Origin of the sequence: Mesorhizobium sp. M4B.F.Ca.ET.203.01.1.1 (assembly GCF_004791025.1) — a bacterium.
GTDB classification, from domain to species: Bacteria; Pseudomonadota; Alphaproteobacteria; order Rhizobiales; family Rhizobiaceae; genus Mesorhizobium; species Mesorhizobium abyssinicae.
The window spans coordinates 1-21,081 of record NZ_SRUO01000016.1 but is presented as its reverse complement, the minus strand read 5'-3'; the positions used below and the strand labels follow the sequence as shown (position 1 = coordinate 21,081).

Below are 21,081 nucleotides of genomic sequence, written 5' to 3'. Positions count from 1 at the left end.
CCGCGCTTTTCCGCTAAGTTCGCGGAAACGCGTGGCGTTCGGGGGCTCGGATGACAGGTTTCGGACGATCGGTAACGTCCTACGCGATGCCCTTGGCCGCCCTGGCGATGGCCGTCGCGGTCAGGGCCAGCGGGCTCTCCGTGGACGTAGGGTCGCCGGGCGTTAGGATCCTCGTCGGAGCGCTTTCGAGCGCGATCATGTTCATCACCATTTTCGTGGTGCTCGAGCATGCCGAGGCGGTGGCTCGGCGGGTGGGCGAGCCTTACGGCACGCTGGTGCTGACCTTTGCCGTGACGGCGATCGAGGTGTCGATCATCGTGTCGATGATGCTGCATGGAGAGAACAACCCGACGCTTGCGCGTGAGTCCGTCTTCTCGACGGTGATGATTACCTCCACCGGCGTTGTCGGCACTTGTCTCGTGCTTGGCGGCTGGCGTCATCGCAAGCAGGCGATCGTTCGCCAGGGGACCAGCGCCTATCTGGCGGTTCTGGTCGCGCTGACGGTCATGACGCTTGTTCTGCCGACCTACACGCGGACCACCGATCCCGGCACGTTCTCAGCCGCTCAGCTCGGCTTTGTCAGCGTGCTTTCCGTGCTGCTCTATGCGGCTTTTGTGTTCGCGCAGACCGTCCGCCATCGGGAAGACTTCATCGAAGCACAGGCCCACGAGGTTCCGATCCGAACCGCCCCCCATGAAGGCGTCTACGCCAGCGCCCTGCTGCTGTTCGTCGGGCTGATCGGAATTGTCATGCTGGCCGAGCAGGTCGCCGCGAGCGTCGAAGACACGCTCGTTGCCTACGAGGTGACCCAGGCCGACAGCATTGTCGGGGCATTGATCGCGGGGCTGGTTCTGATGCCGGAGGCGATTTCGGCGGTCCGTGCTTCCCTCAACAACGAGCTGCAGCGCGGCCTGAATGTCGCGATGGGCTCTGCCTGCGCCACAATTGGCTTGACGATACCGGCGGTCGCGGCAGCCAGCCTTTTTACCGGACGAGGGCTGACCCTTGGGCTCCCGGCGGCTGACGCGGTCCTCATGGTCCTGGCGCTTTTCGTATGCAGCATCAGCTTCAGCACCGAGAGAACCACATTCCTGACCGGCATGGTGCATGTCGTGGTGTTTTTTACATATGTATTTCTGATATTTGTGCCGTGAGAGGCTTTGGTAAGAACCAGCAGGTCGCAGGCCTTTCTGAAGCGCTATGCGATTGCCGAGAAACTGGGATGGCAGCGTAGTCGGCGCACCCTCACGCGGCCAGCACCGCCGCATCCAGCCCGCGAATGATCTTCGCCAGTTCCACGCATTCGTCGTGCCGCGCCTTGTTGCGGCGCCAGGCGAGGCAGATCATGCGCTGCGGCATCGGCTCCTGGAACGGCACGATCTTGAGGTCGGGGATGGTGCCGGCGGGCCGCATCGCCATCTCCGGGACCAGCGTCACGCCCAACCCATGCGCCACCATCTGCAAGAGGGTCGTCAGGCTGGTGGCGCCGTAGCTCGCCATCGCCACGGGCCGCACATTGCCGCAGACGGCCAGCGCCTGCTCGCGCAGGCAGTGGCCTTCCTCCAGGAGCATCAGCCTTTCCAGCGCCGGGCTTTCCGGCGGCACCGGCGGCGAGGCGAAGGCCGGATCGCCTGACGGCACCGCAAGGAAGAAACGGTCGGGGAAGAGCTCTTCGCTGACCAGGCCGGGATGGTCGAGCGGCAGAGCGGCGATGAACGCGTCGAGCCGCCCGGCGGCAGTGTCGTCGACCAGCGACGCGGTCACCGCCTCCCGCAGTTCGAGCTGCAAGACCGGGAAGTGCCGCCTCAGTTCCGGCAACGCATGCGGCAGCAGATAGGGCGCGACTGTCGGGATGATGCCTAGCCGGAAGCGTCCTTCCATTGCGGGGCGGCCGCGCCGCGCCGTCGTCTCGACGTCACGGATATCGGCGAGGATGCGCTCGATGCGTGGCTGCAAGGCCAGCGCCTCGTCGGTCATCCGCACCGTCTTGCCGCCGCGCTCGAACAGACGGCAGCTCAGCCGCTGCTCCATCTCCGCGATCTGGGAGGAGAGCGCCGGCTGGCTGACGCCGGCGAGCTTGGCGGCGCGGCCGAAATGCAGCGTCTGCGCCAGCGCGTCGAAATATTGCATCTGCCGCACGGTGAGGCCAATCATAAGAAAATCCTATCGGAAAAAACAGGAAAGGCAATTTGTCTTTATCAACTCGCCGGCTTAGTCTGGAATCGTTCCAGATTGGCGCGGCCGCTGGCCGCCCCTGGTGAAAAATCAAATCTCGGTAAAAATCGGAGAGTAAGATGGACGCGAAAACCGACGACAACAGCGCGGGCAAATGCCCCGTGCCGCATGGATCCGCCGGCAGGACCAATCGTGACTGGTGGCCGAACCAGCTCGACCTCGGCGTTCTTCACCAGCAGTCGAACCTCTCGGATCCGATGGGCGAAGGATTCGACTACGCCAAGGAATTCAAGAGCCTGGATCTCGATGCGGTGGTCAAGGACCTGCACCAGGTGATGACGGATTCGCAGGACTGGTGGCCGGCCGACTTTGGCCATTACGGGCCGCTGTTCATTCGCATGGCCTGGCACAGCGCCGGCACCTATCGCATCGGCGACGGACGCGGCGGCGCCGGCGCCGGGCAGCAGCGTTTCGCGCCGCTGAACAGCTGGCCGGACAACGCCAATCTCGACAAGGCGCGCCGCCTGCTCTGGCCGGTCAAGCAGAAGTATGGCCGCAGGATCTCCTGGGCCGACCTGATGATCCTCGCCGGCAACGTCGCGCTGGAATCGATGGGCTTCAAGACCTTCGGCTTCGCCGGTGGCCGTGCCGACGTCTGGGAGCCCGAGCAGGACGTCAATTGGGGTTCCGAGGCCAAGTGGCTGGGTGACGAGCGTTACTCCGGCGATCGTGAACTCAGCGGCCATCTTGGCGCCGTGCAGATGGGCCTGATCTACGTCAATCCGGAAGGACCGAACGGCAAGCCGGATCCGCTCGCCGCGGCGCGCGACATCCGCGAGACCTTCCGCCGCATGGCAATGAACGACGAAGAGACCGTGGCGCTGATCGCCGGCGGCCACACCTTCGGCAAGACGCACGGCGCCGGCGATGCGGCGCTGGTGGGCGCCGAGCCGGAAGGCGCCGGCATCGAGGCGCAGGGCCTCGGCTGGTCGAGCAAGCATGCCACCGGCATTGCCGGCGACGCCATCACCTCCGGCCTGGAGGTCACCTGGACCACGACGCCGACCAAGTGGAGCAACAACTTCTTCGACAATTTGTTCAACTACGAATGGGAGCTGACGAAGAGCCCGGCGGGTGCAAACCAGTGGACGCCGAAAGGCGGCGCCGGCGCCGGCACCGTTCCGGACGCGCACAATTCGTCGAAGCGCCATGCCCCGGCCATGCTCACCACCGACCTTTCGCTGCGCTTCGACCCTGCGTATGAGAAGATCTCGCGGCGCTTCCACCAGCATCCCGAGCAATTCGCCGATGCCTTCGCCCGCGCCTGGTTCAAGCTGACCCACCGCGACATGGGTCCGGTCGTGCGCTATCTCGGCCCGCTCGTGCCGAAGGAAGAGCTGATCTGGCAGGATCCGATCCCGGCGATCGACCACGAACTGGTCGGCGAACAGGATATCGCCGCGCTGAAGGCGAAGATCCTGGCCTCCGGCCTGTCGGTCTCCGAGCTGGTCTCGACCGCCTGGGCCTCGGCCTCGACCTTCCGCGGTTCCGACAAGCGCGGTGGCGCCAACGGCGGCCGCATCCGCCTTGAGCCGCAGAAGGACTGGGAGGTCAACCAGCCGGCCGAACTGGCGAAGGTGCTGGCGAAGCTCGAGGCCGTCCAGGCCGAGTTCAATGCCGGCGGGAAAAAAGTCTCGCTCGCCGATCTGATCGTGCTCGGCGGCGTCGCCGCGGTCGAGAAGGCGGCGAAGGACGGTGGCCATGACGTGAAGGTGCCGTTCACGCCGGGCCGCACCGATGCCTCGCAGGAACAGACCGACATAGTCTCCTTCGCTGCGCTCGAGCCGGTCGCCGATGGTTTCCGCAACTATGCCAGGGGCAAGCAGGTGCTCTCGGTCGAGGCGCTGCTGGTCGACCGGGCGCAGCTTTTGACGCTGACGGCGCCCGAACTGACGGTGCTGGTCGGCGGCCTGCGCGTGCTCGGCGCCAACACCGGCAAGTCGAAGCACGGCGTGTTCACCGACCGGCCGGGCACCCTAACCAACGACTTCTTCGTCAACCTGCTCAGCATGGCGACGATCTGGGATCCGGCCTCGGGCTCAGACGGCGTGTATGAAGCGCGCGACCGCAAGACCAAGGCGGTCAAGTGGACCGGCACCCGCGCCGATCTGATCTTCGGCTCGCACGCGCAGCTGCGCGCGCTGGCCGAGGTCTACGCTTCGGGCGACGCCAAGGAGAAGTTCGTCAAGGATTTCGTCAAGGCGTGGGTGAAGGTGATGAACCTCGACCGCTTCGAGATCGCCTGACGCCAAGCATTCACTGCAAAGAAAAGGCGCGGGGCCAGCCCGCGCCTTTTTTCCTCAGGCTTCGAAAATCACTCCTTTTCGAAGATGCGCGCCTTGGCGACGACGCCGGCGATGGCGCCGCCGATCAGCGGCGCGACGATGAACAGCCACAGCTGGCTGAGCGCGGCACTGCCCGAAAACAGCGCCGGTCCGATCGAGCGGGCCGGATTGAGCGAGGTGCCGGTGACCGGGATGATGGCGAAGTGCAGCCCGGCCAGCGTCAGGCCGATGACCAGCCCGGCGAAGGTCGTGCTGTGGTTTTGCGCCGTGACGCCGAGGATCACGGTGACGAAGGTGAAGGTTCCGATCAGCTCCCACAGGAAGGCCGAGCTGACGCCCCATTTCGCCTCGTCCCAGCCATTGGCGCCGAAGCCGCCGGTGTGGCCGCCGACCTGGCCGGAGACGATGATCCACAGCGCCAGCGAGGCGATGATGGCGCCGATGATCTGCGCGATCCAGTAGGGAACGACATCCTTTGCCGGCAGCCGGCCGGCGAGGAAGGCGCCAAGCGTCACCGCCGGATTGAGATGCGCGCCCGAGATCGGCCCGATCGCATAGGCCGCCGCGATGAGGCCGATGCCGAACGCCAGGCCGATGCCTTCCTGGCCGAGCGGCAGCGCGCCGCCAAAGCCGCCCGTAACCACAGAAGCCGTGCCGATGAACACCAACAGAAAAGTGCCTAGAACTTCCGCAAGATAAGTCTTCATTGCCCTCTCCTCGTATCGATCCGCAAATCCGCTTTTCCTGCGTCGCGAATCACAGCCGAAAGAGTATTCGCAACCTGAAACCTTGGAAAGCAGAGCACTTGCTCCACACGGCATGCTTGTGCCCGCCAGTCGCGCCGATTAGAGAGCTTTCATATATTGGATGAATTGTTCCGTTCGCGCTGGCGGATGCCCGGTTTGTCGAGAGCTCGCAGCCTTCGCCGGGATTGCTCCGGCCGCCGGCAAATTGAGTTGGTTCAAATCGGGTGTGAAAGGCTCTAAGAGCAGGGCGGAATTAATTTGCTCGGAAAACGGAAGACAAGAGAATGCGATTGGGCGGAAGGCTGGCGGCGGCCATCGAAGTGCTGGAGGACATTGGCCGGCGTCATCGGCCGGTGGCCGATGCACTGCGCGACTGGGGCCTGTCGCATCGCTTCGCCGGCGGCGGTGACCGCGCCGCGATCGGCAACATCGTCTACGACGCGCTGCGCCATAAGCGTTCCGCCGGCTGGCTGCTCGGCGAGGACACGCCGCGCGCCATCGGCTTCGGCGCGCTTCTGCTCGAATGGGGGCAGACGGCGCAGTCGCTGAACGACGCCCTCGAAGGCGACAAGTTCGCGCCGCCGCTGTTGAGCGACACCGAACTCAAGGCGGTTGCCGACCGCCGGCCGGGCGACGCGCCGGATGCGGTGCGCGCCGATATTCCCGAATGGTGCGTGCCGCTGTTCGAGCAGGCTTTCGGCGAGGCCTGGGTCGCGGAAGGATCGGCACTCGCCACCCGCCCGCCGCTCGACCTCAGGGTCAACACGCTGCAGGCCAACCGGGCCAGGGTGCTGGCCGAACTCGACGGGACGGGTGCGGCACCGGCCAGCATTGCCGCGCAAGGCATCCGCATCCCGCCGATCGACGGCGACGGCAGGCATCCGAATGTCCAGGCCGAACCTGCCTTCCAGAAGGGCTGGTTCGAGGTCCAGGACGAGGGCTCGCAAATCGTCGCGGCGCTCGCCGGCGCCGAGGCCGGAATGCAGGTGCTCGACTATTGCGCCGGCGCCGGCGGCAAGACGCTGGCGCTGTCGGCCGAGATGGGCAATACAGGCCAGATCTTCGCCCACGACGCCGAAAAGGCGCGGTTGGCGCCGATCTTCGACCGCATCCGCCGTTCGGAAAACCGCAACGTCCAGATCGTCAGCAAGCCGGCCGAGCTGGCCCCGCTGTCAAACCACATGGATATCGTGCTGGTCGACGCGCCCTGCACCGGCAGCGGCACATGGCGACGCCGCCCCGATGCCAAATGGCGGCTGACGCAAAGGCAGCTCGACCAGCGCCGGGGCGAGCAGAGCGAAATCCTCGACGCGGCCAGGGCCTTCGTCAAACCGGGCGGCCTGCTGGTCTACATCACCTGCTCGGTGTTCGACGCCGAGAACGGCGAGCAGGTCGCGGCGTTTCGTGCGCGCCACGGCGATTTCGCGCCGGTCGACCACCGCAAGCTCTGGGACAGCCGCTTTCCAGGCCATCCGGCCGCCGCGCGCCTGGGCAGCGACGGTGGCATCTCGCTGTCGCCGGCGCTGAGCGGCACCGACGGGTTCCATGTCTGTGCGCTGCGCAGGGCGGGATGAGGCCGGTGAGAACGGCCGCGCGGCGGCATTGTTGCACTGCAACATAAGAGATTGCCTGCGCTGCGTGCCTCTGCAATAAGCTTTCCCTGGAAACAAGGGCGATGGCCATGGCAGCAAAGATCGTACCCGCTCCGGACTATGAGGACCGTGTCCGCACATCCTTCGCCCGGCAACAGGCGATGACGACCATCGGCGCCGAACTGACCCTGGTGACGCCCGGCATCATCGAGATCGAGATGCCCTATTCGGCGGCGCTCACCCAGCAGCATGGCTTCCTGCATGCCGGCGTCATCTCGACGGCGCTGGATTCGGCCTGCGGCTATGCGGCGTTCTCGCTGCTGCCGCAGAATTCCAGCGTGCTGACCATCGAGTTCAAGGTCAATCTGCTGGCGCCGGGCAGGGGCGAGCGCTTCCTGTTCCGCGGCTCGGTGACCAAGCCCGGCCGCACCATCGTCGTTGCAGATGGCCAGGCCTATGCCTTTGCCGCCGACGGCGAGGCCAAGCTGATCGCCACCATGACCGGCACGATGATGACGGTCGTCGGACGGGACGGGATCGAAGGGTGAGGAGCGGTCCGCGCAGCGGACGAAAAGCCCCAAAATGGGCTTTTCGAGCGACGAACGCCCCGAGCCCTAGCGAAGGGCCGGGAGGCGGCGAGGGCACATTGCCCCTTCCCTTTCGTAGTGGCAACAAATAGGGGGGTAGGGCCCGTCATGACCGTCAAAGTGTCACGTCTGTCCGGCAGCGACGTTCTCTTCGTCATGGCCGTGGAAGCCGAATATGGCCCGCATCTCAGGAAACTGTTCACGCCGCTGATGACCGGCGTCGGACCGGTCGAGGCCGGGATCAGGCTGGGCGCCGAGCTTGCCAGGCTGAAACTGGAAAACGCGCTGCCGGATCTCGTCGTCTCGCTGGGCTCGGCCGGCAGCCGAAGGCTGGAGCAGGCGGAGATCTACCAGGCCGTTTCGGTTGCCTATCGCGACATCGACGCCTCGCCCTTGGGCTTCGAGAAGGGCGCCACGCCGTTTCTCGACCTGCCGGTCACCGTGCCGTTGCCGATACGCATTCCGGGCATCAGGGAGGCATCGCTGTCGACCGGCGGCGCGGTCATCTCCGGCGTCGCCTATGACGCGATCGCCGCCGACATGGTCGACATGGAGACATTCGCCTGCCTGCGCGCCTGCCAGCTCTTCGGCGTGCCGCTGATCGGCCTGCGCGGCATTTCCGACGGTGCGGCGGATCTGAGGCATGTCGGCGACTGGACGGAGTATCTCCACGTCATCGACGAGAAGCTGGCCGGCGCCATTGGCCTGCTGGAGCAGGCGATCGCATCCGGAACGATCCGGCTTGGTTCCCGGCAAGGACTGGATTGAGCCAGAGGCCCCGCAACCCATTGCGCCGACTCGTTTCTTTCTCTAAACGCTCGCCATGAAAACAGCCAATCGCTCCGACACCGTCCTGATTGTCGACTTCGGCAGCCAGTTCACGCAGCTTATCGCCCGCCGCATCCGCGAGGCCGGCGTCTTTTCCGAGATCGTGCCGTTCCAGTCCGCCGAGGCGGCCTTCAAGCGCATCAATCCGAAAGCGGTGATCCTCTCCGGCGGCCCGGCCTCGACCACCGATATCGGCAGCCCGCGCGCGCCGCAGATCGTCTTCGAGGCCGGCGTGCCGGTGCTCGGCATCTGCTACGGCCAGATGGCGCTCTGCGTGCAGATGGGCGGCGTCGCCGAAAGCTCCAACCATCGCGAATTCGGCCGCGCCTTCGTCGAGATCGAGAAGGAAAGCCCGCTGTTCGAGGGGCTGTGGGCGCCCGGCCAGCGCCACCAGGTGTGGATGAGCCATGGCGACCGCGTCATCTCCTTGCCGGAGGGCTTCGAGGTGTTCGGCAGGTCGGAAGGCTCGCCCTTCGCCATCTTCGGCGATGTCGAGCGCAAGATGTACGGCATCATGTTCCACCCCGAAGTGGTGCACACGCCGGATGGCGCCAGGCTGCTCCGCAATTTCGTCCACAACATCGCCGGCATCGAGGGCGACTGGACGATGCGCGCCTATCGCGAGCATGCCGTCGAGGCGATCCGCAACCAGGTCGGCAAGGGCAAGGTGATCTGCGCGCTGTCGGGCGGCGTCGATTCCTCGGTTGCCGCGCTCCTCATCCACGAGGCGGTCGGCGACCAGCTGACCTGCATCCTCGTCGACCACGGGCTGATGCGCAAGAACGAGGCGGCGAGCGTGGTGGAGATGTTCCGCCAGCACTACAATTTGCCGCTGATCCTGGTCGATGCCTCCGACCGTTTCATCTCGGCGCTGGAAGGCGAGAGCGACCCGGAGAAGAAGCGCAAGACCATCGGCCGGCTGTTCATCGAAGTGTTCGAGGAAGAGGCAAAGAAGCTCGGCGGCGCCGACTTCCTGGCCCAGGGCACGCTCTATCCAGACGTCATCGAAAGCGTCTCCTTCTCCGGCGGCCCGTCGGTGACGATCAAGTCGCACCACAATGTCGGCGGCCTGCCCGAGCGCATGAACATGAAGCTGGTCGAGCCGCTGCGCGAGCTGTTCAAGGACGAGGTGAGGGCGCTGGGCAAGGAACTCGGCCTGCCCGAAAGCTTCATCGGCCGCCATCCGTTCCCAGGCCCCGGCCTTGCCATACGCTGCCCGGGCGGCATTTCCCGCGACAAGCTGGAGATTCTGCGCGAGGCCGACGCCATCTATCTCGACGAGATCCGCAAGGCCGGTCTCTACGACGCCATCTGGCAGGCCTTCGCCGTGCTCTTGCCGGTGCAGACCGTCGGCGTGATGGGCGACGGCCGCACCTACGAGTTCGTCTGCGCGCTGCGCGCCGTCACCTCGGTCGACGGCATGACGGCCGACTTCTACCACTACGACATGAACTTCCTCGCCGCCGCCGCCACCCGTATCATCAACGAGGTACGGGGCATCAACCGCGTCGTCTACGACGTGACGTCGAAGCCGCCCGGGACGATCGAGTGGGAATAAAGGTGCATCATTAGCTAGCTTTCGGTAAGTATCGATCAGAGTTGTATAAGCCTCTGAAATAAGTGTGTTTTCCTTACTGCATCTATCGCCATCTATCGCCTGGAAGCGGAATCATTTGGCGGTAAATTTGACGGCATGCGTTTCAGCGTTCTCTTTCCTGCCATGCAATACCGTCGTCCCGCCGATTGCAAGCGCACTCACTTCTTGCCCATCAAAGCATTGAAATACAATGATTGTTCCTAACAGTTGACGGTAAAATCAATGACGGTAAAATTGGCGGCCGAGAAACCCAAGTTGTGATCCGATCCTCTGTCATTATGTTAACAGATATTGCCCTTAAGCGGCTGAAACCGAAAGACAAAATGTACAAAGTTGCCGACCGTGACGGTATGTACGCTGCGGTGTCTCCGACTGGGCAGATTGCGTTTCGGTACGACTACCGGACCAATGGTCGGAGAGAGACTGTGACGCTGGGCCGATATGGGAACGGAGGTCTCACGCTGGCAGAGGCACGCGACCGCTGCCTTGCCGCGCGAAAAATGGTGGCAGCCGGAAAGTCGCCGGCGCAAGAAAAGCAGCGCGAGAAGCGTCGCCTGTCAGGCACGGCGAGCTTCGGGGATCAAGGCAAGCGCTGGTTAAAGGAAGCGAAGATGGCGGATAGCACCCGCTCGATGCGCAAGGCTATTTTCGATCGCGACATTTTGCCGATTTGGGAAAAAAGACTCCTAACCGAAATAACACCTGACGACTTGCGGGCGCTCTGCGCAAAGGTGAGGGATCGTGGTGCGCCGGCAACCGCCGTCCATATCCGCGATGTCGTGAAGCAGATCTATAGCTACGCCATTCTGCACGGCGAGAAGATCGCCAACCCTGCGGACGAGGTGGGACCAGCCTCAATTGCCACGTTCGAGGCGAAAGACCGCGCTCTGTCGCCTGCAGAAATCCGGATAATGCTGAAAGAGTTGGAAAACGTGCCGACGCTGCCGACGATTCGGGTCGGCCTAAAGTTCATCCTGCTCACGATGGTCCGAAAGAGTGAACTACTCGAGGCGACTTGGGACGAGGTCGATTTCGAGAACGCCGTCTGGAGCATCCCAAAAGAGCGAATGAAGCGGAAGAAGCCGCATAACGTCTACCTGTCACAGCAATCCCTCGATATCATGATCGCGCTCAAGACTTGTGCGGCGAACTCCCGATATGTGCTGCCGTCCCGCTACGATGCCGATGAGCCCATGTCGCGCGCGACGTTCAATCGGGTAACCGCGGCGATTGTCGAGCGGGCAAAGCAGCAAGACTTTCCGCTCGCGCCTTTCACAGTGCACGACCTTCGGCGCACCGGCTCAACACTCCTGAACGAGATCGGATTTAATCGCGACTGGATTGAGAAATGCCTTGCCCACGACGACAGGCGGTCCTCTCGAGGTGTCTACAACAGAGCTGAATATGAGCCGCAGCGTCGTCATATGCTGCAGGAATGGGCGGACATGGTCGATGCGTGGGCGGCAGGCAAAAAGCACACGCCCACACTCCAGCCGCCTGCAGAGGCAGCGGTTATCCTTGATCCGATTTGACGGGTCTTGCCTTTCGTAGTCTTACGTCAGGCGCAGGCTTGGTCTTGATTTTTCCGACAGATGACGCATTCCGCCGCTCCTCGATCCACGCTTCGACTTCTGCCAAGTCCCAAACAACACAGCGGGCGGTGAGATTGAAGCGTCGTGGGAACTCGCCACGCTGTTCCATCTCATAGACGGTCGTATCAGACAGGGGAACGATTTCTCGCAGCTGCGACCGGCGAACAGTTCGCACTACTCGACGCGACGCGATGTGTGGTAGAACCAGAAGTGGATCCGGCTGCCCAATTTCGATGCCCTTGAATTTATCGACCTCGGAAGACTGCTGCCGTTTGACCATTTGCGTGACCGGGATGGATTGCCTTACTGGCCAACAATCGCGCAACTTTTCGAGGTTTCGTACAGCCCTCAATTGCGACCACGTATCCTCGCCTACTGACGTGAAGACTCAAGGGCATTTCACTGCGGATTATGTCAGGACCGCACCACCAATGGGATCCATCGAGCAGGCGCTGCATAAGGTCCGACAGGCGATCCTTGCTGCAGGCTTCTCGATGCTCGAATATCTCAAGCTGCGCGCTGACAATGACCTTGCGCCAATTGACGCGTTAATCGGCCGGCGCGGCTAGATCGCGGCGGAGGCGAAGCGCCGCGAGATCACGCTCACAGCCGAGGACGCGAAGCGCCGCCGGCTTCGCAGTTACGCCGTCGCCGATCTCACCAATCATGAGAGATTGCCGACATGGACAGCGAGACTTGGTCTTTGGTTAAACGGCAGCAGGCTCGGCGGTCGCAACGGCTACCTTGTCAAATACTGTGATGAGAAACGTTGCATCGCCAACATCTTCATCGAAGATGTGCTCGCATATTTCGAATTCCTGCGTGCCTTAGCGTGGCTGATCACGGAGGACGGCAGAACAGCCGATGCCGACCGACAAAAGGTGAAAGGCAATGAAGGCGAGCATAGTTCCTGCTCCGCTTGGTTGTTTGCGGAACCGGACCGAGTGTTGGAAAATGAAAGTTGGGGACAGTGCTCTCCGGCAGTTGATTGCAGACGCATCACAATGCGTATTACTCCGACTCAACCGCGCGGGAAAACCAATGGCGAAGAAACCCAATGAGACTACGAGCAAGAAAGTTGCTTCGACGGCATCCAAGTTGCTTCGTTCTAACAGCTCCTCAAAGGCAGTCAAATCGGTCGCGGGATCCGCTCTTACGCAAAGGGTGAAAAAAAAGAAATAGCGCCGGTTTGACAGACATGAAGCAGTTTTGGCCTCATTCAGAAGAGCGCCAAGGAGTTTGGTTTCCGGCGAACTGGTTGTGTCCGAAAAGGTGGACTGCACGTTGGCGTCGACGCCATCCACAAACTGGAGAGCGCAGAGATTGGCGTTTTGGTTTGCCTTGATCCACCAACGGCACCGATGCTGAGAGAGGCTGCATCCGAGGGTGAGGTCGGCCCGCGCTCAAAGCAAGTTCCTAAAGTCCAGATTTAGAAGACGCCCGTCGAACGCCTGGGGGATGATAGATCTTCCGGAAGTAGGAAGACAGCCGGCTGTTTCGCCACAAAAGCTTGGCCGCAAGCGGGTTGAGGGTCAAACGGAAATGATGTTTCCAATGTCTTCAAACAGCAGAATGTCGAAGGGCCAAAACGCAAGGGAAATGGGCCCATCCGGACGGTCGACATCGAAGTGACCCGCGGACCATAGCCGAAAACAAAATAGCCTTTAAGGGCCCGCTCGACTGAATCCAGGAGCGGGCTTTTCTAATTCAGGGCGGAGTTCGAACCCACGAGACCGATGAAGGTCCACCTCCTTATCAGGGATGCGCAATCGACCGCTCTGCCACCTATCCACAACGTTGGTTCGATTGATCGATCTTCAAGCCCCGAGACATTCTCGGTGCGAATACGGCGGACTTTTGCCGCAAGCACGGCATTTCGGCAGCGACCTTCTATAAGTTCAAGGCGAAGTTTGGCGGGATGGAATTGTCCGACGCCCGTCCCCTGACGGCGCTGGAGGACGAGAACGCGCGGCTCAAGAAGCTGCCGGCGGAGCGGATGCTCGACAATGGATCTTGAAGGATGCTGCCGCAAAAATGTATGGTCCGCCCCGTCCGGGCAAGGTGTCGCGAGATCGCGAATGACCTATGGAAGGGCCGATACCCTCGAAGAGCGGCTTGGGTTGAAGCCGCTGGTTGGCCAGCGCATTGCGCCGATCATCATCTTCGCCGCCAGCATCGAACATCACCTGGAGCGGCGTTGTGGAAGCTCAAGGGCGTCAATCCAAAGGGCATTCGACCCGAGACCGACGCGAAGATGATCTCTGATTTGATCCGGATGCTTGAAACATTCGCGTCAACCGCTGCCAGCGGGAGACGAGCGCACCCTTCTTCAGACATGGTCCAATGCGGCCAGTCTTGCATTTGCGATCAGGAATGACATCGCTCATGGCGTGCCACCAACTTGGGCGAGAACGCGCAAGAGACCGTCCAGCGACTATTGGGCCGACGATCACTCTCTCGATCTCGTTCGTCACGCCTTCGCGGTTCTACTGCGCGTCACTGTTGGCGTTTCGACAGAGAAGATGCCGTTGATCGAGCTTGCGAACCCTTCTTTGCTACGTGCCCTCCGCCGCGAATTATTCTGAGCGAGATGGCCTGCAAAGACTATAATCCGACCTTCAGAAATACTAAATCGGCAGCGATGGCTTCCTATTTCCCCGCGAGCGCTACACTGGTCACTTCAAGAATGGCGGCACCGTACCGCGGGCGCGCAGGCCAGGATGTCCAGTTCGACGTCACGGAAGGCCAATCGAAGACACGATCGAGGCATTCAACAATCTTGGATTTAACGATCGCACGATGACGATCAATCGTACGGCTACTCGGGCTATATCGCTCGAACTTGGACCGATTGCCCTTGGCCGCTTCCAGGTCGCATTGGTTTCGAGGTTGTGCCGGCATTCAACGAAGCTTTCTACGGCGCGCTCCACGTCGATCATATCGATCACAGCTGGAATGAGAATGACGGCCTCGCTTTTCGCATTCAAAATACACTTGGCCTTGCCGGCTTAGTGGTCGGCGGCAAAGTAGAGTTCTGCAAGATAAGCGGCACCATTCCAATCGGCGGCGCGCTGGTTACCTTGGGCGCGAAGTCGGCGACGGGGTCGACATCGCTTGATACGCCCAATGGCGACAGCACAACCTACCATGTGCGGCTCACGCAGCCGATCTACATGCTCGCCCATGTCGTCACGCCGGTGTTTTCAGGTACGGTCCCCCTGTGGTTCAAGTTGGAACTGACCAAGGGCAAGATCCCTACAACGCTGGGACAGAAGGGGTCGATCCAGATCACACCGACAGGACAGCGCCGTGACTACGTCCTTGTCGTTAGGCTCGATCAGGCCGCCTTTCTCCCGCAAGGGCTGACCGCGTCGGGCAAAGTCGACGTTAATTGGCAGGCACCGACCACGCTGCCGCCGACCGCGGCCGGCATCACGATGCCGCACCAGTAGCGAATTTCTCGCTGTAGCCGGGTTTGAGCGCAGCAAGCGATCTATTCGTCGCACTGCAATCGGCCTATGGCGAACTGAGTGCGAGGCCCTTTTGGAGGGCTTTTCCGTGTTGGCCGAAACGGTAGCTTTGGGTCAGGTCACGACTATGCCTAGCGGGGTGCCTCAACGTTCGTTTCCGACTATTTGTGCCTTAAAACTGCCAACCTGCAACGGCCCAACGCCGCCTGGCAGCTTTTGCGCCTCGTGTCGGCCATAGAGGCGAACTTTACCTCTGCCCGGAAGCAGACATTTCGGTTGACAACGCGCGCCGTCGCGGTCGCGCCATGAACAGGCATGGAATGTGGGTTCAACTGAAATGGATAGCTGGAGACTAGTATTGGCAAAAGTGCTTGCATCGCGGTGCGAACTGACGCTCTCTATTAGCTTAAGGTAAGATCAATTAGCTAAACCTAGTGCCATGGGCGATACTGACATCAACGCCGCTTTCGCGGGGGTGGACATAGCGCGATTTGCCCCGAGGGGGCATGAGCGTTTTGATGGTCCTATTCGAACGTTCTCAGACGCAGATGGGACAACTCTCTCAGCAATATCGGATCGAACGTTTCTTAGGTGGATAATCAGAGAACTCGGCGATCTGAGGGGGAAGCGCATATACGAAATTGGAACAGGAACTGGTTATCTGGTGTCAGTACTCTCCTTGCTAGCCGGCAGGGAAGGAGACGTCCCACTGATATTTGGTTGCGAGATTATTCCCGACCTCTTCGATCAATCACAGCGCGCCCTCATCGGCACTTCTGGTGTGCGCGTGCAATTAGGTGATTGGGTCGATCGACTACCCGAGCTGGGTCTCTTCGACGTCATAATAGCCACTTCTGCGTTTCGTGGCATCCCGCGACTGCTTCGCGAGGCGTTGCGGGTGCCGGGAGGCATGCTCGCTATGCCTGTAGCGATTCCGGGTGGCGGGGACTGCTTTACGATCTTCCTAGCAACCGAGAAAGGACTACTCACGGTCGGCGCTAGGATGTCCGTGTCCGTCCCTACAACCGGTTCCATTGCAGATGAGGACACATGGTACATCCCGCTTGAAAAGCTTATTGATCCGCGACCGAAGTCCTTCTTGCATATTGAAAAGGGCCGAGGCTTTGGTCACCCTGTTTTGGATTCTTTGGCATTCCGGAGCTACCTTTTTGGCGCTGAACCGAATTTCCGCGCTGTGAACCTAGGCGTCGAGCGTACATTCGACCTCACACACTACTCTTTCGGTCTCATCGATAGCGAGCGCCGCTCGGGCGCGCTTTATCACGGCCGCGACATAGTCGTGTTCGGTGATCTGGGCCTCGAATTTGCCGGCACCTTGGCAGCCCATCGGGAACGATGGCAAGCAAATGGGCAGTCGGATCTTAGCCGAGTGCACTATCATATCCCTTGGACCGCGTTCGATGCTGACCAGTTGCCAAGCGGATATGTTGCTGCCCTTGGAGGCTGAGGATGTTGCAGACGGCTCCTCCAGACTTGTCATACGTTTGTCCCGATGTGAGATTTCGGGAAATAGGTTGCATCCCCATCATCGGAATGAAGTGCGCAGCAGAGCTGATGGAAACTCCCTGGGTGTCGCGAGACGTTTCCGCTCTGGATGAACTTGCTGCCCTCCTCACACCCCAGCGTATCGCGGCACGGCATGGGACGCGCTTGGTCACGCTCGAGCATAAGGAACGATGGCGGAACCTCCGGGCGCAACAGAGATTGGGCGATTATCTCGCTGGTCTCGACACAACTGAATTTTATCTCAGGCAGAGTGACGCGTCCTTCGTCGACATCGCGCGTCGATTGCCTGTTTCACCTCGATCACGCGAGCCGGCATACTTCGACAACATATGGATCGGTCCGCCAGGAACGGTGCAAACCTTTCATCAAGATAACCACAACGACTACGTCACGAACCATAATTACTTCATTCAGTTGTTTGGGTGGAAATATGTTGCAGTCTGCCACCCACGGGATACCTTCGCGCTCACGGACGGCGCCACAGTGCGAGGGCACCATTGCGATGCCTCGCCGACGGACCCCAATGTCTGGCAACGCGTGCCGTCGTTACGTCATGCAATCGTCGGTCCATGCGACCTCCTGCATATCCCTCCCAGTTACTGGCATTACGTCCAATCCCTCTCAGTTAGCATTTCGGTGTCGCGTTGGTGGTTCGATAACCACTTGGCAGAGATCATTTACAGCGTTGGGCAAGAGCGTTGGGAGCGTCCTGCAATCGTTGTGGCGGATACTAGGACATTCTTGGCTGACCTTGAAGAGTTTGGCGGCGCTTCTGCTTTGAAGCGTGTCCTTTTGCAATTGTCTCCCATCGCAAGATTTGCAATTATAACGGCGTTCAGTGAATTCTATGGCAAAGGAGTTTTCGACTATGTCTGAAGCACCGCTTTCCTTCGAACTGAGTGAAGATCAAGCTAAGGCCCTCAGGTCCCTCGCTGGAGGTAAAGGCATACGCATTTCCGGTTATGTCGATGGGACAACCCTGAAGGTCGACAACATTGCCATCAACGCAGGGATAATCGGTATCAGCAGTTCACCCTTCAAGGACGGCATGGCCCCTTTTATCGCTTGCAATGGCCCGCTCGAAGTTGAAAAATGACAATGGACTACGTCGCGCGTTTTGTTGAAACTGCCCTTGACGAACAAGGCGACATAGCAACGCGCGACTACCTTCGGCTGTTTGGCGACGCTGTTGCACGTCACGTGCCGCCATACTTCCTCGCCGACTACGGCAACAGTTTTAGGTCGCATATTGAGAACCCGGTATGGGTGCTGCAGTCGCTTGTCTCGAATGCGATCAAAGAGGGCGAGGGTTCCCGCGACTTAGCGAAGATTGCCAACGCTTGCACAAGTGCCGGGCTTGTTGACGATCTGAGCCAGCATGTCGAGGATGAGGCAGGTCATTGCCGAATGTACCTTCGTCTCGCCGATCTGGTATTTCCAGACGCATTGCCAGATAATGTGCGCGGGGCCGTTGAGACCCAGTTTCCCCCCATGCAGCACAGCCAGGTCGAGGCCGCTAGCCTCGAAACCTGGAGGGTGCTCGACTATTTGATTCAGGTGAACCTCGGTGAGGTGAGGACCCGCATTCACCAGAAGTTGTTGGAGCCCGTGCTCGAGGCATATTGCCCGCACCGTAACCTAGACATGCTGGGTCGAACGCTATGCAAGTTAAGTGGCGACGAGTGTAGCCACATCCGCTACACTGCAAGACGCATCGGAGAACTGTCCAAAGAATTTGCCTCGACTCGGGTTGAAGAACTCTTTTGGCAGAGATTGCTACAGTTCACCGCATACACAGAGCGCGAATTGGGTAGCCAGAGGGCTGGAGGGTTTGCGACGTCCCTAGTTAGGGATCGGTGATTGCTCCGTGGGGATCGTGTTGGCAGGCACGCTCTTATTCAGGTCGCCTTCGCCGTTGACCCGCGCCGTTAGATCTGTCGACCTCCTGGATGAAAATTCGCTTGCGAACCGCGGGGAGTCAACCGGACAGTTCTCAGGACGGCTGTTGGCGCCAAGCGGTCCGCGCTATGCTGGACGTGTTAGTCCGTTTCTAGACCGGCCAACCCGAAAACAAATAGTCCGCTTGCGGCCCAGAAGCCGACGCATCTGGCCGCCGACAGCGCCTACGGATCGGCAGCGAACCTCGCCTGGTTGGTCAAGGAACGGGAGATCGCGCAGCATATCCCCGTGTTCGATAAAACCGCACGGATGGCACTTTCTCGCGCGCCGACTTCATGTTCAGCGGAACTACTGGTTCGCCCTGAGCGAGGATCGACCGCTATTCTTTTTCGCCGGCCTTCGGACGCCTTGGCATGGTATCGGAAGGTTACTCGGGTCTAGCCGGCGCGGCCGTCTTGTCCCGTTCCTGCCCGCTCCTTCGCTGCGCTCCCGTGTTGGGGACAAGCCAGCCCTGCACGCCGTCTCCTTTGGAGCCGTCCTCCCGGGACAGCGCGTCGGCCGCATCCAAGTCTGACGCTTCGTGAAACGAACGCCACCCTGCGACGGCGTTCGTCACGTCTCTTCGATTGAGTGCCAGGAAGGGCGGGCCTGAGACGTACATTCCCGCTGGAAGCTCTGTGTGATAGCAACGGCTTGGCGCGGGTGTTTGAGCGCCCCCACGGCAGTGCCGGAATGGCGGATCGCTCAATTGCATGGCGGAGAACAAGAACCAGCACTTTGTTCCCCGGGTACATCTATCGCCCTTCAGCGTGTGTGCCGAAGGCAAAGCCATTCACCTGTTTAACCTTGATCGCAACCAATCATTCTTCGATGCCCCGGTGAAGAATCAGTGTTCCAGGGATTACTTCTACGGGCAGGACCCAAGGCTCGAAACCGCAATCCAGACCGTCGAGGGACACTATGGCGACTGCGTTTCGTCGTTGCTCAAGCCACGTGCGGTCATCAAGGATCTTCATGCCACAATCCTCAGGCGTTTCGCCTACCTGCAGCATGTCCGCACAGAAGCCGCCGCGCGTCGATCCGCGGAGTTTGCTTTCGCTGCCACGTCAGTCAAAGGTGCGGACTTCGAACAACCGTCTTTCAAGGAGGCCGTCAAAAGTGCGGTGATCTCGGCGATGCATCACTACGCCAAAACGATGAGCGTCGTAGACGATCTAAAGGTGCGGGTTGTTCGCAACCTTACCTCGGTGCCGTTTCTCACATCAGATGACCCTGCTGCTCTCGCCAACCGCTGGCATCAACAGCACAGGCATGCGCAGCACAGATCTTTTGGAATCTCCAGCGCAGGTGCGCTTCTCTTCCTGCCGCTTTCGCCAACGCTGTTGGCTGTTCTCCTGGATGGCGACGTCTATCAAGCCGAGCACGTCGGTGGCTGGATCGATGTGTCAAATACGGCGGACATTCTTGCGTGCAACCACCAGCAGGTACTGAACTGCGCGGCAAATCTGTACTTTGGCGAGCGTAGCTCTGGGGATGATGTGCAAGCTATAGCGATCTCAGTTGCGCATCTGCGACCCCCGAGTCGGTTTGACGTGGTTATGGCGGTAGCCGACGGCAGAACCGAAACTCATACTCACTACGCAGTCGTAGATGCCCCCGACGCTCGGGAGCATGACGACGTGCTTATCCACGTGAGAACTGTCAGGCCGGTTCCGCCAACGTGGCCCTCGTTCCTGAAGTTTCGAAACAATCGTTTCGTCTTCACCAACGATACGGGCGCAGGCTTCCGCCGTCGGAGGACTGCGACGTCAAGTCTTTGGGGTAGTCCGCCTTGGCGGAAGGTTCGAGGCTAAGGAGACCAATGCTATTCTGGCGCTTCGCCATCATTCTCACCTGGCGGCGTTTTCGGGTTGTTCGGTTTCATCGAAGACCAAGAAGAGGGTGTCGTCATCCTCGTTCATGGCCCTTTCCGCCAATCCTTTTGCCAATCGCAAAGGCAACGCGTTGGCCGATGGCGGGATGCTGGTCCCCGAGTGGGTCATAGAACGGAGGTACGGCGTCGGCTTTGACTTTACAGCTTAGCGTGTGAAGCACGAAGAGCAGCCGCTATCGTTTGCGGGAGTGGCGTCCCATGCGAACTGGGACAGATTGGTTAGGTTAGTCTCCTACGGGCTAAGCCCACCCGACGTCGTCCTTTCTGGAAAGTCTCAAAAACAGATCGAACCAGAATCGATATTCGGCATCTTCACGATTGCCAGACACTTCCAAGGGACACTAGGCGACCGACGTGGTAGCGTCCTTGCCGTGCCTTCGATCTCGGCTTCCATCGCCTCGTCGTCGGATAGGAGTGCCCAATCTTTAACAATGTCATACTGGCTTCGCACATCGATGCCCTCCGTCTTGCCGAGAAGCAGCCTTAGGTACCCCGACGCCTCCCGACCTTCAACACAATGACAATGGCCATCACCAGCCCCGACGCGGCCAAGACGCCGTAAAACCCTTCGGCCGTTATTGCAAAGCCCCAGAAGTCGATTGTGATCTTGTCCATTGGTTCGGTTGCCTTCACCAGATTCCAGGTTCAAACGACAGACTGAACGTAAGCGATGTCCCGACGGCACCTTTCGGTGATCGGCGTGAAGGACGATGTTCGGAGCCTTTGAGGGCTTCGACACATGACGATTTCAGAGCTTACGCTTAAATCCAGCGATCACGAGCCCGCGCGC

The 21,081-nt window shown here is 60.5% G+C and carries 19 protein-coding genes and 2 pseudogenes; 17 read left to right on the top strand and 4 right to left on the bottom strand.

Features of this window, described 5'->3' with window-relative positions; genetic code table 11:
• The first annotated feature begins 50 nt into the window (after positions 1-50).
• Positions 51-1,154, top strand: coding sequence for a calcium:proton antiporter (locus tag EN846_RS26580; protein WP_127285373.1), 1,104 nt, complete (start codon positions 51-53; stop codon positions 1,152-1,154).
• A gap of 91 nt (positions 1,155-1,245) precedes the next feature.
• On the opposite strand, the gene EN846_RS26575 is transcribed toward EN846_RS26580, so the two are convergent.
• Positions 1,246-2,154, bottom strand: a complete 909-nt coding sequence (locus tag EN846_RS26575) for a hydrogen peroxide-inducible genes activator (protein WP_127392760.1) — start codon at positions 2,152-2,154, stop codon at positions 1,246-1,248.
• Positions 2,155-2,294: 140 nt separating this feature from the next.
• Here EN846_RS26575 and katG point away from each other — a divergent pair, with 140 nt between their 5' ends.
• Positions 2,295-4,481, top strand: coding sequence for a catalase/peroxidase HPI (katG, locus tag EN846_RS26570; RefSeq protein WP_127392759.1), 2,187 nt, complete (start codon positions 2,295-2,297; stop codon positions 4,479-4,481).
• A gap of 68 nt (positions 4,482-4,549) precedes the next feature.
• On the opposite strand, the gene EN846_RS26565 is transcribed toward katG, so the two are convergent.
• Complete coding sequence (locus EN846_RS26565; RefSeq protein ID WP_127285370.1) at positions 4,550-5,227, bottom strand: MIP family channel protein; 678 nt, start codon at positions 5,225-5,227, stop codon at positions 4,550-4,552.
• A gap of 323 nt (positions 5,228-5,550) precedes the next feature.
• Between EN846_RS26565 and EN846_RS26560 the strand changes: the two genes are divergently transcribed.
• From EN846_RS26560 to EN846_RS26540, 5 genes are all read left to right on the top strand, one after another.
• Positions 5,551-6,840, top strand: a complete 1,290-nt coding sequence (locus EN846_RS26560; RefSeq protein WP_128346189.1) for an RsmB/NOP family class I SAM-dependent RNA methyltransferase — start codon at positions 5,551-5,553, stop codon at positions 6,838-6,840.
• A 107-nt stretch (positions 6,841-6,947) separates the two neighbouring features.
• Positions 6,948-7,406, top strand: a complete 459-nt coding sequence (locus tag EN846_RS26555) for a PaaI family thioesterase (RefSeq protein ID WP_127285378.1) — start codon at positions 6,948-6,950, stop codon at positions 7,404-7,406.
• Between the two features lie 147 nt (positions 7,407-7,553).
• Positions 7,554-8,213, top strand: a complete 660-nt coding sequence (locus tag EN846_RS26550) for a 5'-methylthioadenosine/S-adenosylhomocysteine nucleosidase (protein ID WP_127392342.1) — start codon at positions 7,554-7,556, stop codon at positions 8,211-8,213.
• A gap of 55 nt (positions 8,214-8,268) precedes the next feature.
• Entirely contained in the window at positions 8,269-9,831 is a 1,563-nt protein-coding gene (gene guaA, locus EN846_RS26545; RefSeq protein WP_127309486.1) for a glutamine-hydrolyzing GMP synthase, read from the top strand.
• A gap of 317 nt (positions 9,832-10,148) precedes the next feature.
• A complete protein-coding gene (locus EN846_RS26540) occupies positions 10,149-11,402 on the top strand; it encodes a site-specific integrase (RefSeq protein ID WP_095518986.1) in 1,254 nt (417 codons plus the stop codon).
• On the opposite strand, the gene EN846_RS26535 is transcribed toward EN846_RS26540, so the two are convergent.
• On the bottom strand, positions 11,383-11,637 hold the full coding sequence (locus EN846_RS26535; RefSeq protein ID WP_091595894.1) for an AlpA family phage regulatory protein: 255 nt from the start codon (positions 11,635-11,637) through the stop codon (positions 11,383-11,385). The two genes, EN846_RS26540 and EN846_RS26535, sit on opposite strands and share 20 nt — an antisense overlap.
• Positions 11,638-11,893: 256 nt before the next feature.
• On the opposite strand from EN846_RS26535, the gene EN846_RS35280 reads away from it, so the two are divergent.
• The 10 genes and pseudogenes from EN846_RS35280 to EN846_RS26480 all read left to right on the top strand — a co-directional run bounded on the left by EN846_RS35280 (position 11,894) and on the right by EN846_RS26480 (position 20,211).
• Positions 11,894-12,031, top strand: coding sequence for a hypothetical protein (locus EN846_RS35280; protein WP_164746654.1), 138 nt, complete (start codon positions 11,894-11,896; stop codon positions 12,029-12,031).
• A 105-nt stretch (positions 12,032-12,136) separates the two neighbouring features.
• Entirely contained in the window at positions 12,137-12,523 is a 387-nt protein-coding gene (locus EN846_RS26530; RefSeq protein WP_127214438.1) for a hypothetical protein, read from the top strand.
• 752 nt (positions 12,524-13,275) lie between these two features.
• Positions 13,276-13,470 (top strand): annotated as a pseudogene (locus tag EN846_RS26520) (transposase); the annotation flags it as partial.
• A gap of 883 nt (positions 13,471-14,353) precedes the next feature.
• The gene (locus tag EN846_RS26515; RefSeq protein WP_091595768.1) at positions 14,354-14,914 is read left to right on the top strand and encodes a hypothetical protein; all 561 of its coding nucleotides are present in this window, start codon (positions 14,354-14,356) and stop codon (positions 14,912-14,914) included.
• Between the two features lie 457 nt (positions 14,915-15,371).
• Positions 15,372-16,400 carry a hypothetical protein gene (locus tag EN846_RS26510; RefSeq protein WP_091595766.1) on the top strand — a complete coding sequence of 343 codons (1,029 nt, stop codon included), beginning with the start codon at positions 15,372-15,374 and terminating at the stop codon, positions 16,398-16,400.
• 2 nt (positions 16,401-16,402) lie between these two features.
• A complete protein-coding gene (locus EN846_RS26505) occupies positions 16,403-17,335 on the top strand; it encodes a cupin-like domain-containing protein (RefSeq protein ID WP_095518984.1) in 933 nt (310 codons plus the stop codon).
• On the top strand, positions 17,328-17,555 hold the full coding sequence (locus EN846_RS26500; RefSeq protein ID WP_091595762.1) for a hypothetical protein: 228 nt from the start codon (positions 17,328-17,330) through the stop codon (positions 17,553-17,555). The genes EN846_RS26505 and EN846_RS26500 overlap by 8 nt, the downstream gene beginning before the upstream one ends.
• Positions 17,556-17,557: 2 nt before the next feature.
• A complete protein-coding gene (locus tag EN846_RS26495) occupies positions 17,558-18,319 on the top strand; it encodes a hypothetical protein (RefSeq protein WP_091595760.1) in 762 nt (253 codons plus the stop codon).
• Between the two features lie 246 nt (positions 18,320-18,565).
• A pseudogene (locus EN846_RS26490) lies at positions 18,566-18,699 on the top strand (IS5/IS1182 family transposase); the annotation flags it as partial.
• Between the two features lie 411 nt (positions 18,700-19,110).
• Complete coding sequence (locus EN846_RS26480) at positions 19,111-20,211, top strand: DUF4238 domain-containing protein (RefSeq protein ID WP_091595756.1); 1,101 nt, start codon at positions 19,111-19,113, stop codon at positions 20,209-20,211.
• Positions 20,212-20,774: 563 nt separating this feature from the next.
• On the opposite strand, the gene EN846_RS36445 is transcribed toward EN846_RS26480, so the two are convergent.
• A complete protein-coding gene (locus EN846_RS36445) occupies positions 20,775-20,906 on the bottom strand; it encodes a hypothetical protein (protein ID WP_268929511.1) in 132 nt (43 codons plus the stop codon).
• Positions 20,907-21,081: the final 175 nt, after the last annotated feature.

Excerpts from the sequence above, each read along its gene's own strand:
- EN846_RS26580 (WP_127285373.1), top strand. The coding sequence starts at position 51 with ATGACAGGTTTCGGACGATCGGTAACGTCCTACGCGATGCCCTTGGCC.
- EN846_RS26575 (WP_127392760.1), bottom strand. The coding sequence starts at position 2,154 with ATGATTGGCCTCACCGTGCGGCAGATGCAATATTTCGACGCGCTGGCG.
- katG (WP_127392759.1), top strand. The coding sequence starts at position 2,295 with ATGGACGCGAAAACCGACGACAACAGCGCGGGCAAATGCCCCGTGCCG.
- EN846_RS26565 (WP_127285370.1), bottom strand. The coding sequence starts at position 5,227 with ATGAAGACTTATCTTGCGGAAGTTCTAGGCACTTTTCTGTTGGTGTTC.
- EN846_RS26560 (WP_128346189.1), top strand. The coding sequence starts at position 5,551 with ATGCGATTGGGCGGAAGGCTGGCGGCGGCCATCGAAGTGCTGGAGGAC.
- EN846_RS26555 (WP_127285378.1), top strand. The coding sequence starts at position 6,948 with ATGGCAGCAAAGATCGTACCCGCTCCGGACTATGAGGACCGTGTCCGC.
- EN846_RS26550 (WP_127392342.1), top strand. The coding sequence starts at position 7,554 with ATGACCGTCAAAGTGTCACGTCTGTCCGGCAGCGACGTTCTCTTCGTC.
- guaA (WP_127309486.1), top strand. The coding sequence starts at position 8,269 with ATGAAAACAGCCAATCGCTCCGACACCGTCCTGATTGTCGACTTCGGC.
- EN846_RS26540 (WP_095518986.1), top strand. The coding sequence starts at position 10,149 with ATGTTAACAGATATTGCCCTTAAGCGGCTGAAACCGAAAGACAAAATG.
- EN846_RS35280 (WP_164746654.1), top strand. The coding sequence starts at position 11,894 with ATGGGATCCATCGAGCAGGCGCTGCATAAGGTCCGACAGGCGATCCTT.
- EN846_RS26510 (WP_091595766.1), top strand. The coding sequence starts at position 15,372 with ATGGGCGATACTGACATCAACGCCGCTTTCGCGGGGGTGGACATAGCG.
- EN846_RS26505 (WP_095518984.1), top strand. The coding sequence starts at position 16,403 with ATGTTGCAGACGGCTCCTCCAGACTTGTCATACGTTTGTCCCGATGTG.
- EN846_RS26500 (WP_091595762.1), top strand. The coding sequence starts at position 17,328 with ATGTCTGAAGCACCGCTTTCCTTCGAACTGAGTGAAGATCAAGCTAAG.
- EN846_RS26495 (WP_091595760.1), top strand. The coding sequence starts at position 17,558 with ATGGACTACGTCGCGCGTTTTGTTGAAACTGCCCTTGACGAACAAGGC.
- EN846_RS26480 (WP_091595756.1), top strand. The coding sequence starts at position 19,111 with ATGGCGGAGAACAAGAACCAGCACTTTGTTCCCCGGGTACATCTATCG.
- EN846_RS36445 (WP_268929511.1), bottom strand. The coding sequence starts at position 20,906 with ATGGACAAGATCACAATCGACTTCTGGGGCTTTGCAATAACGGCCGAA.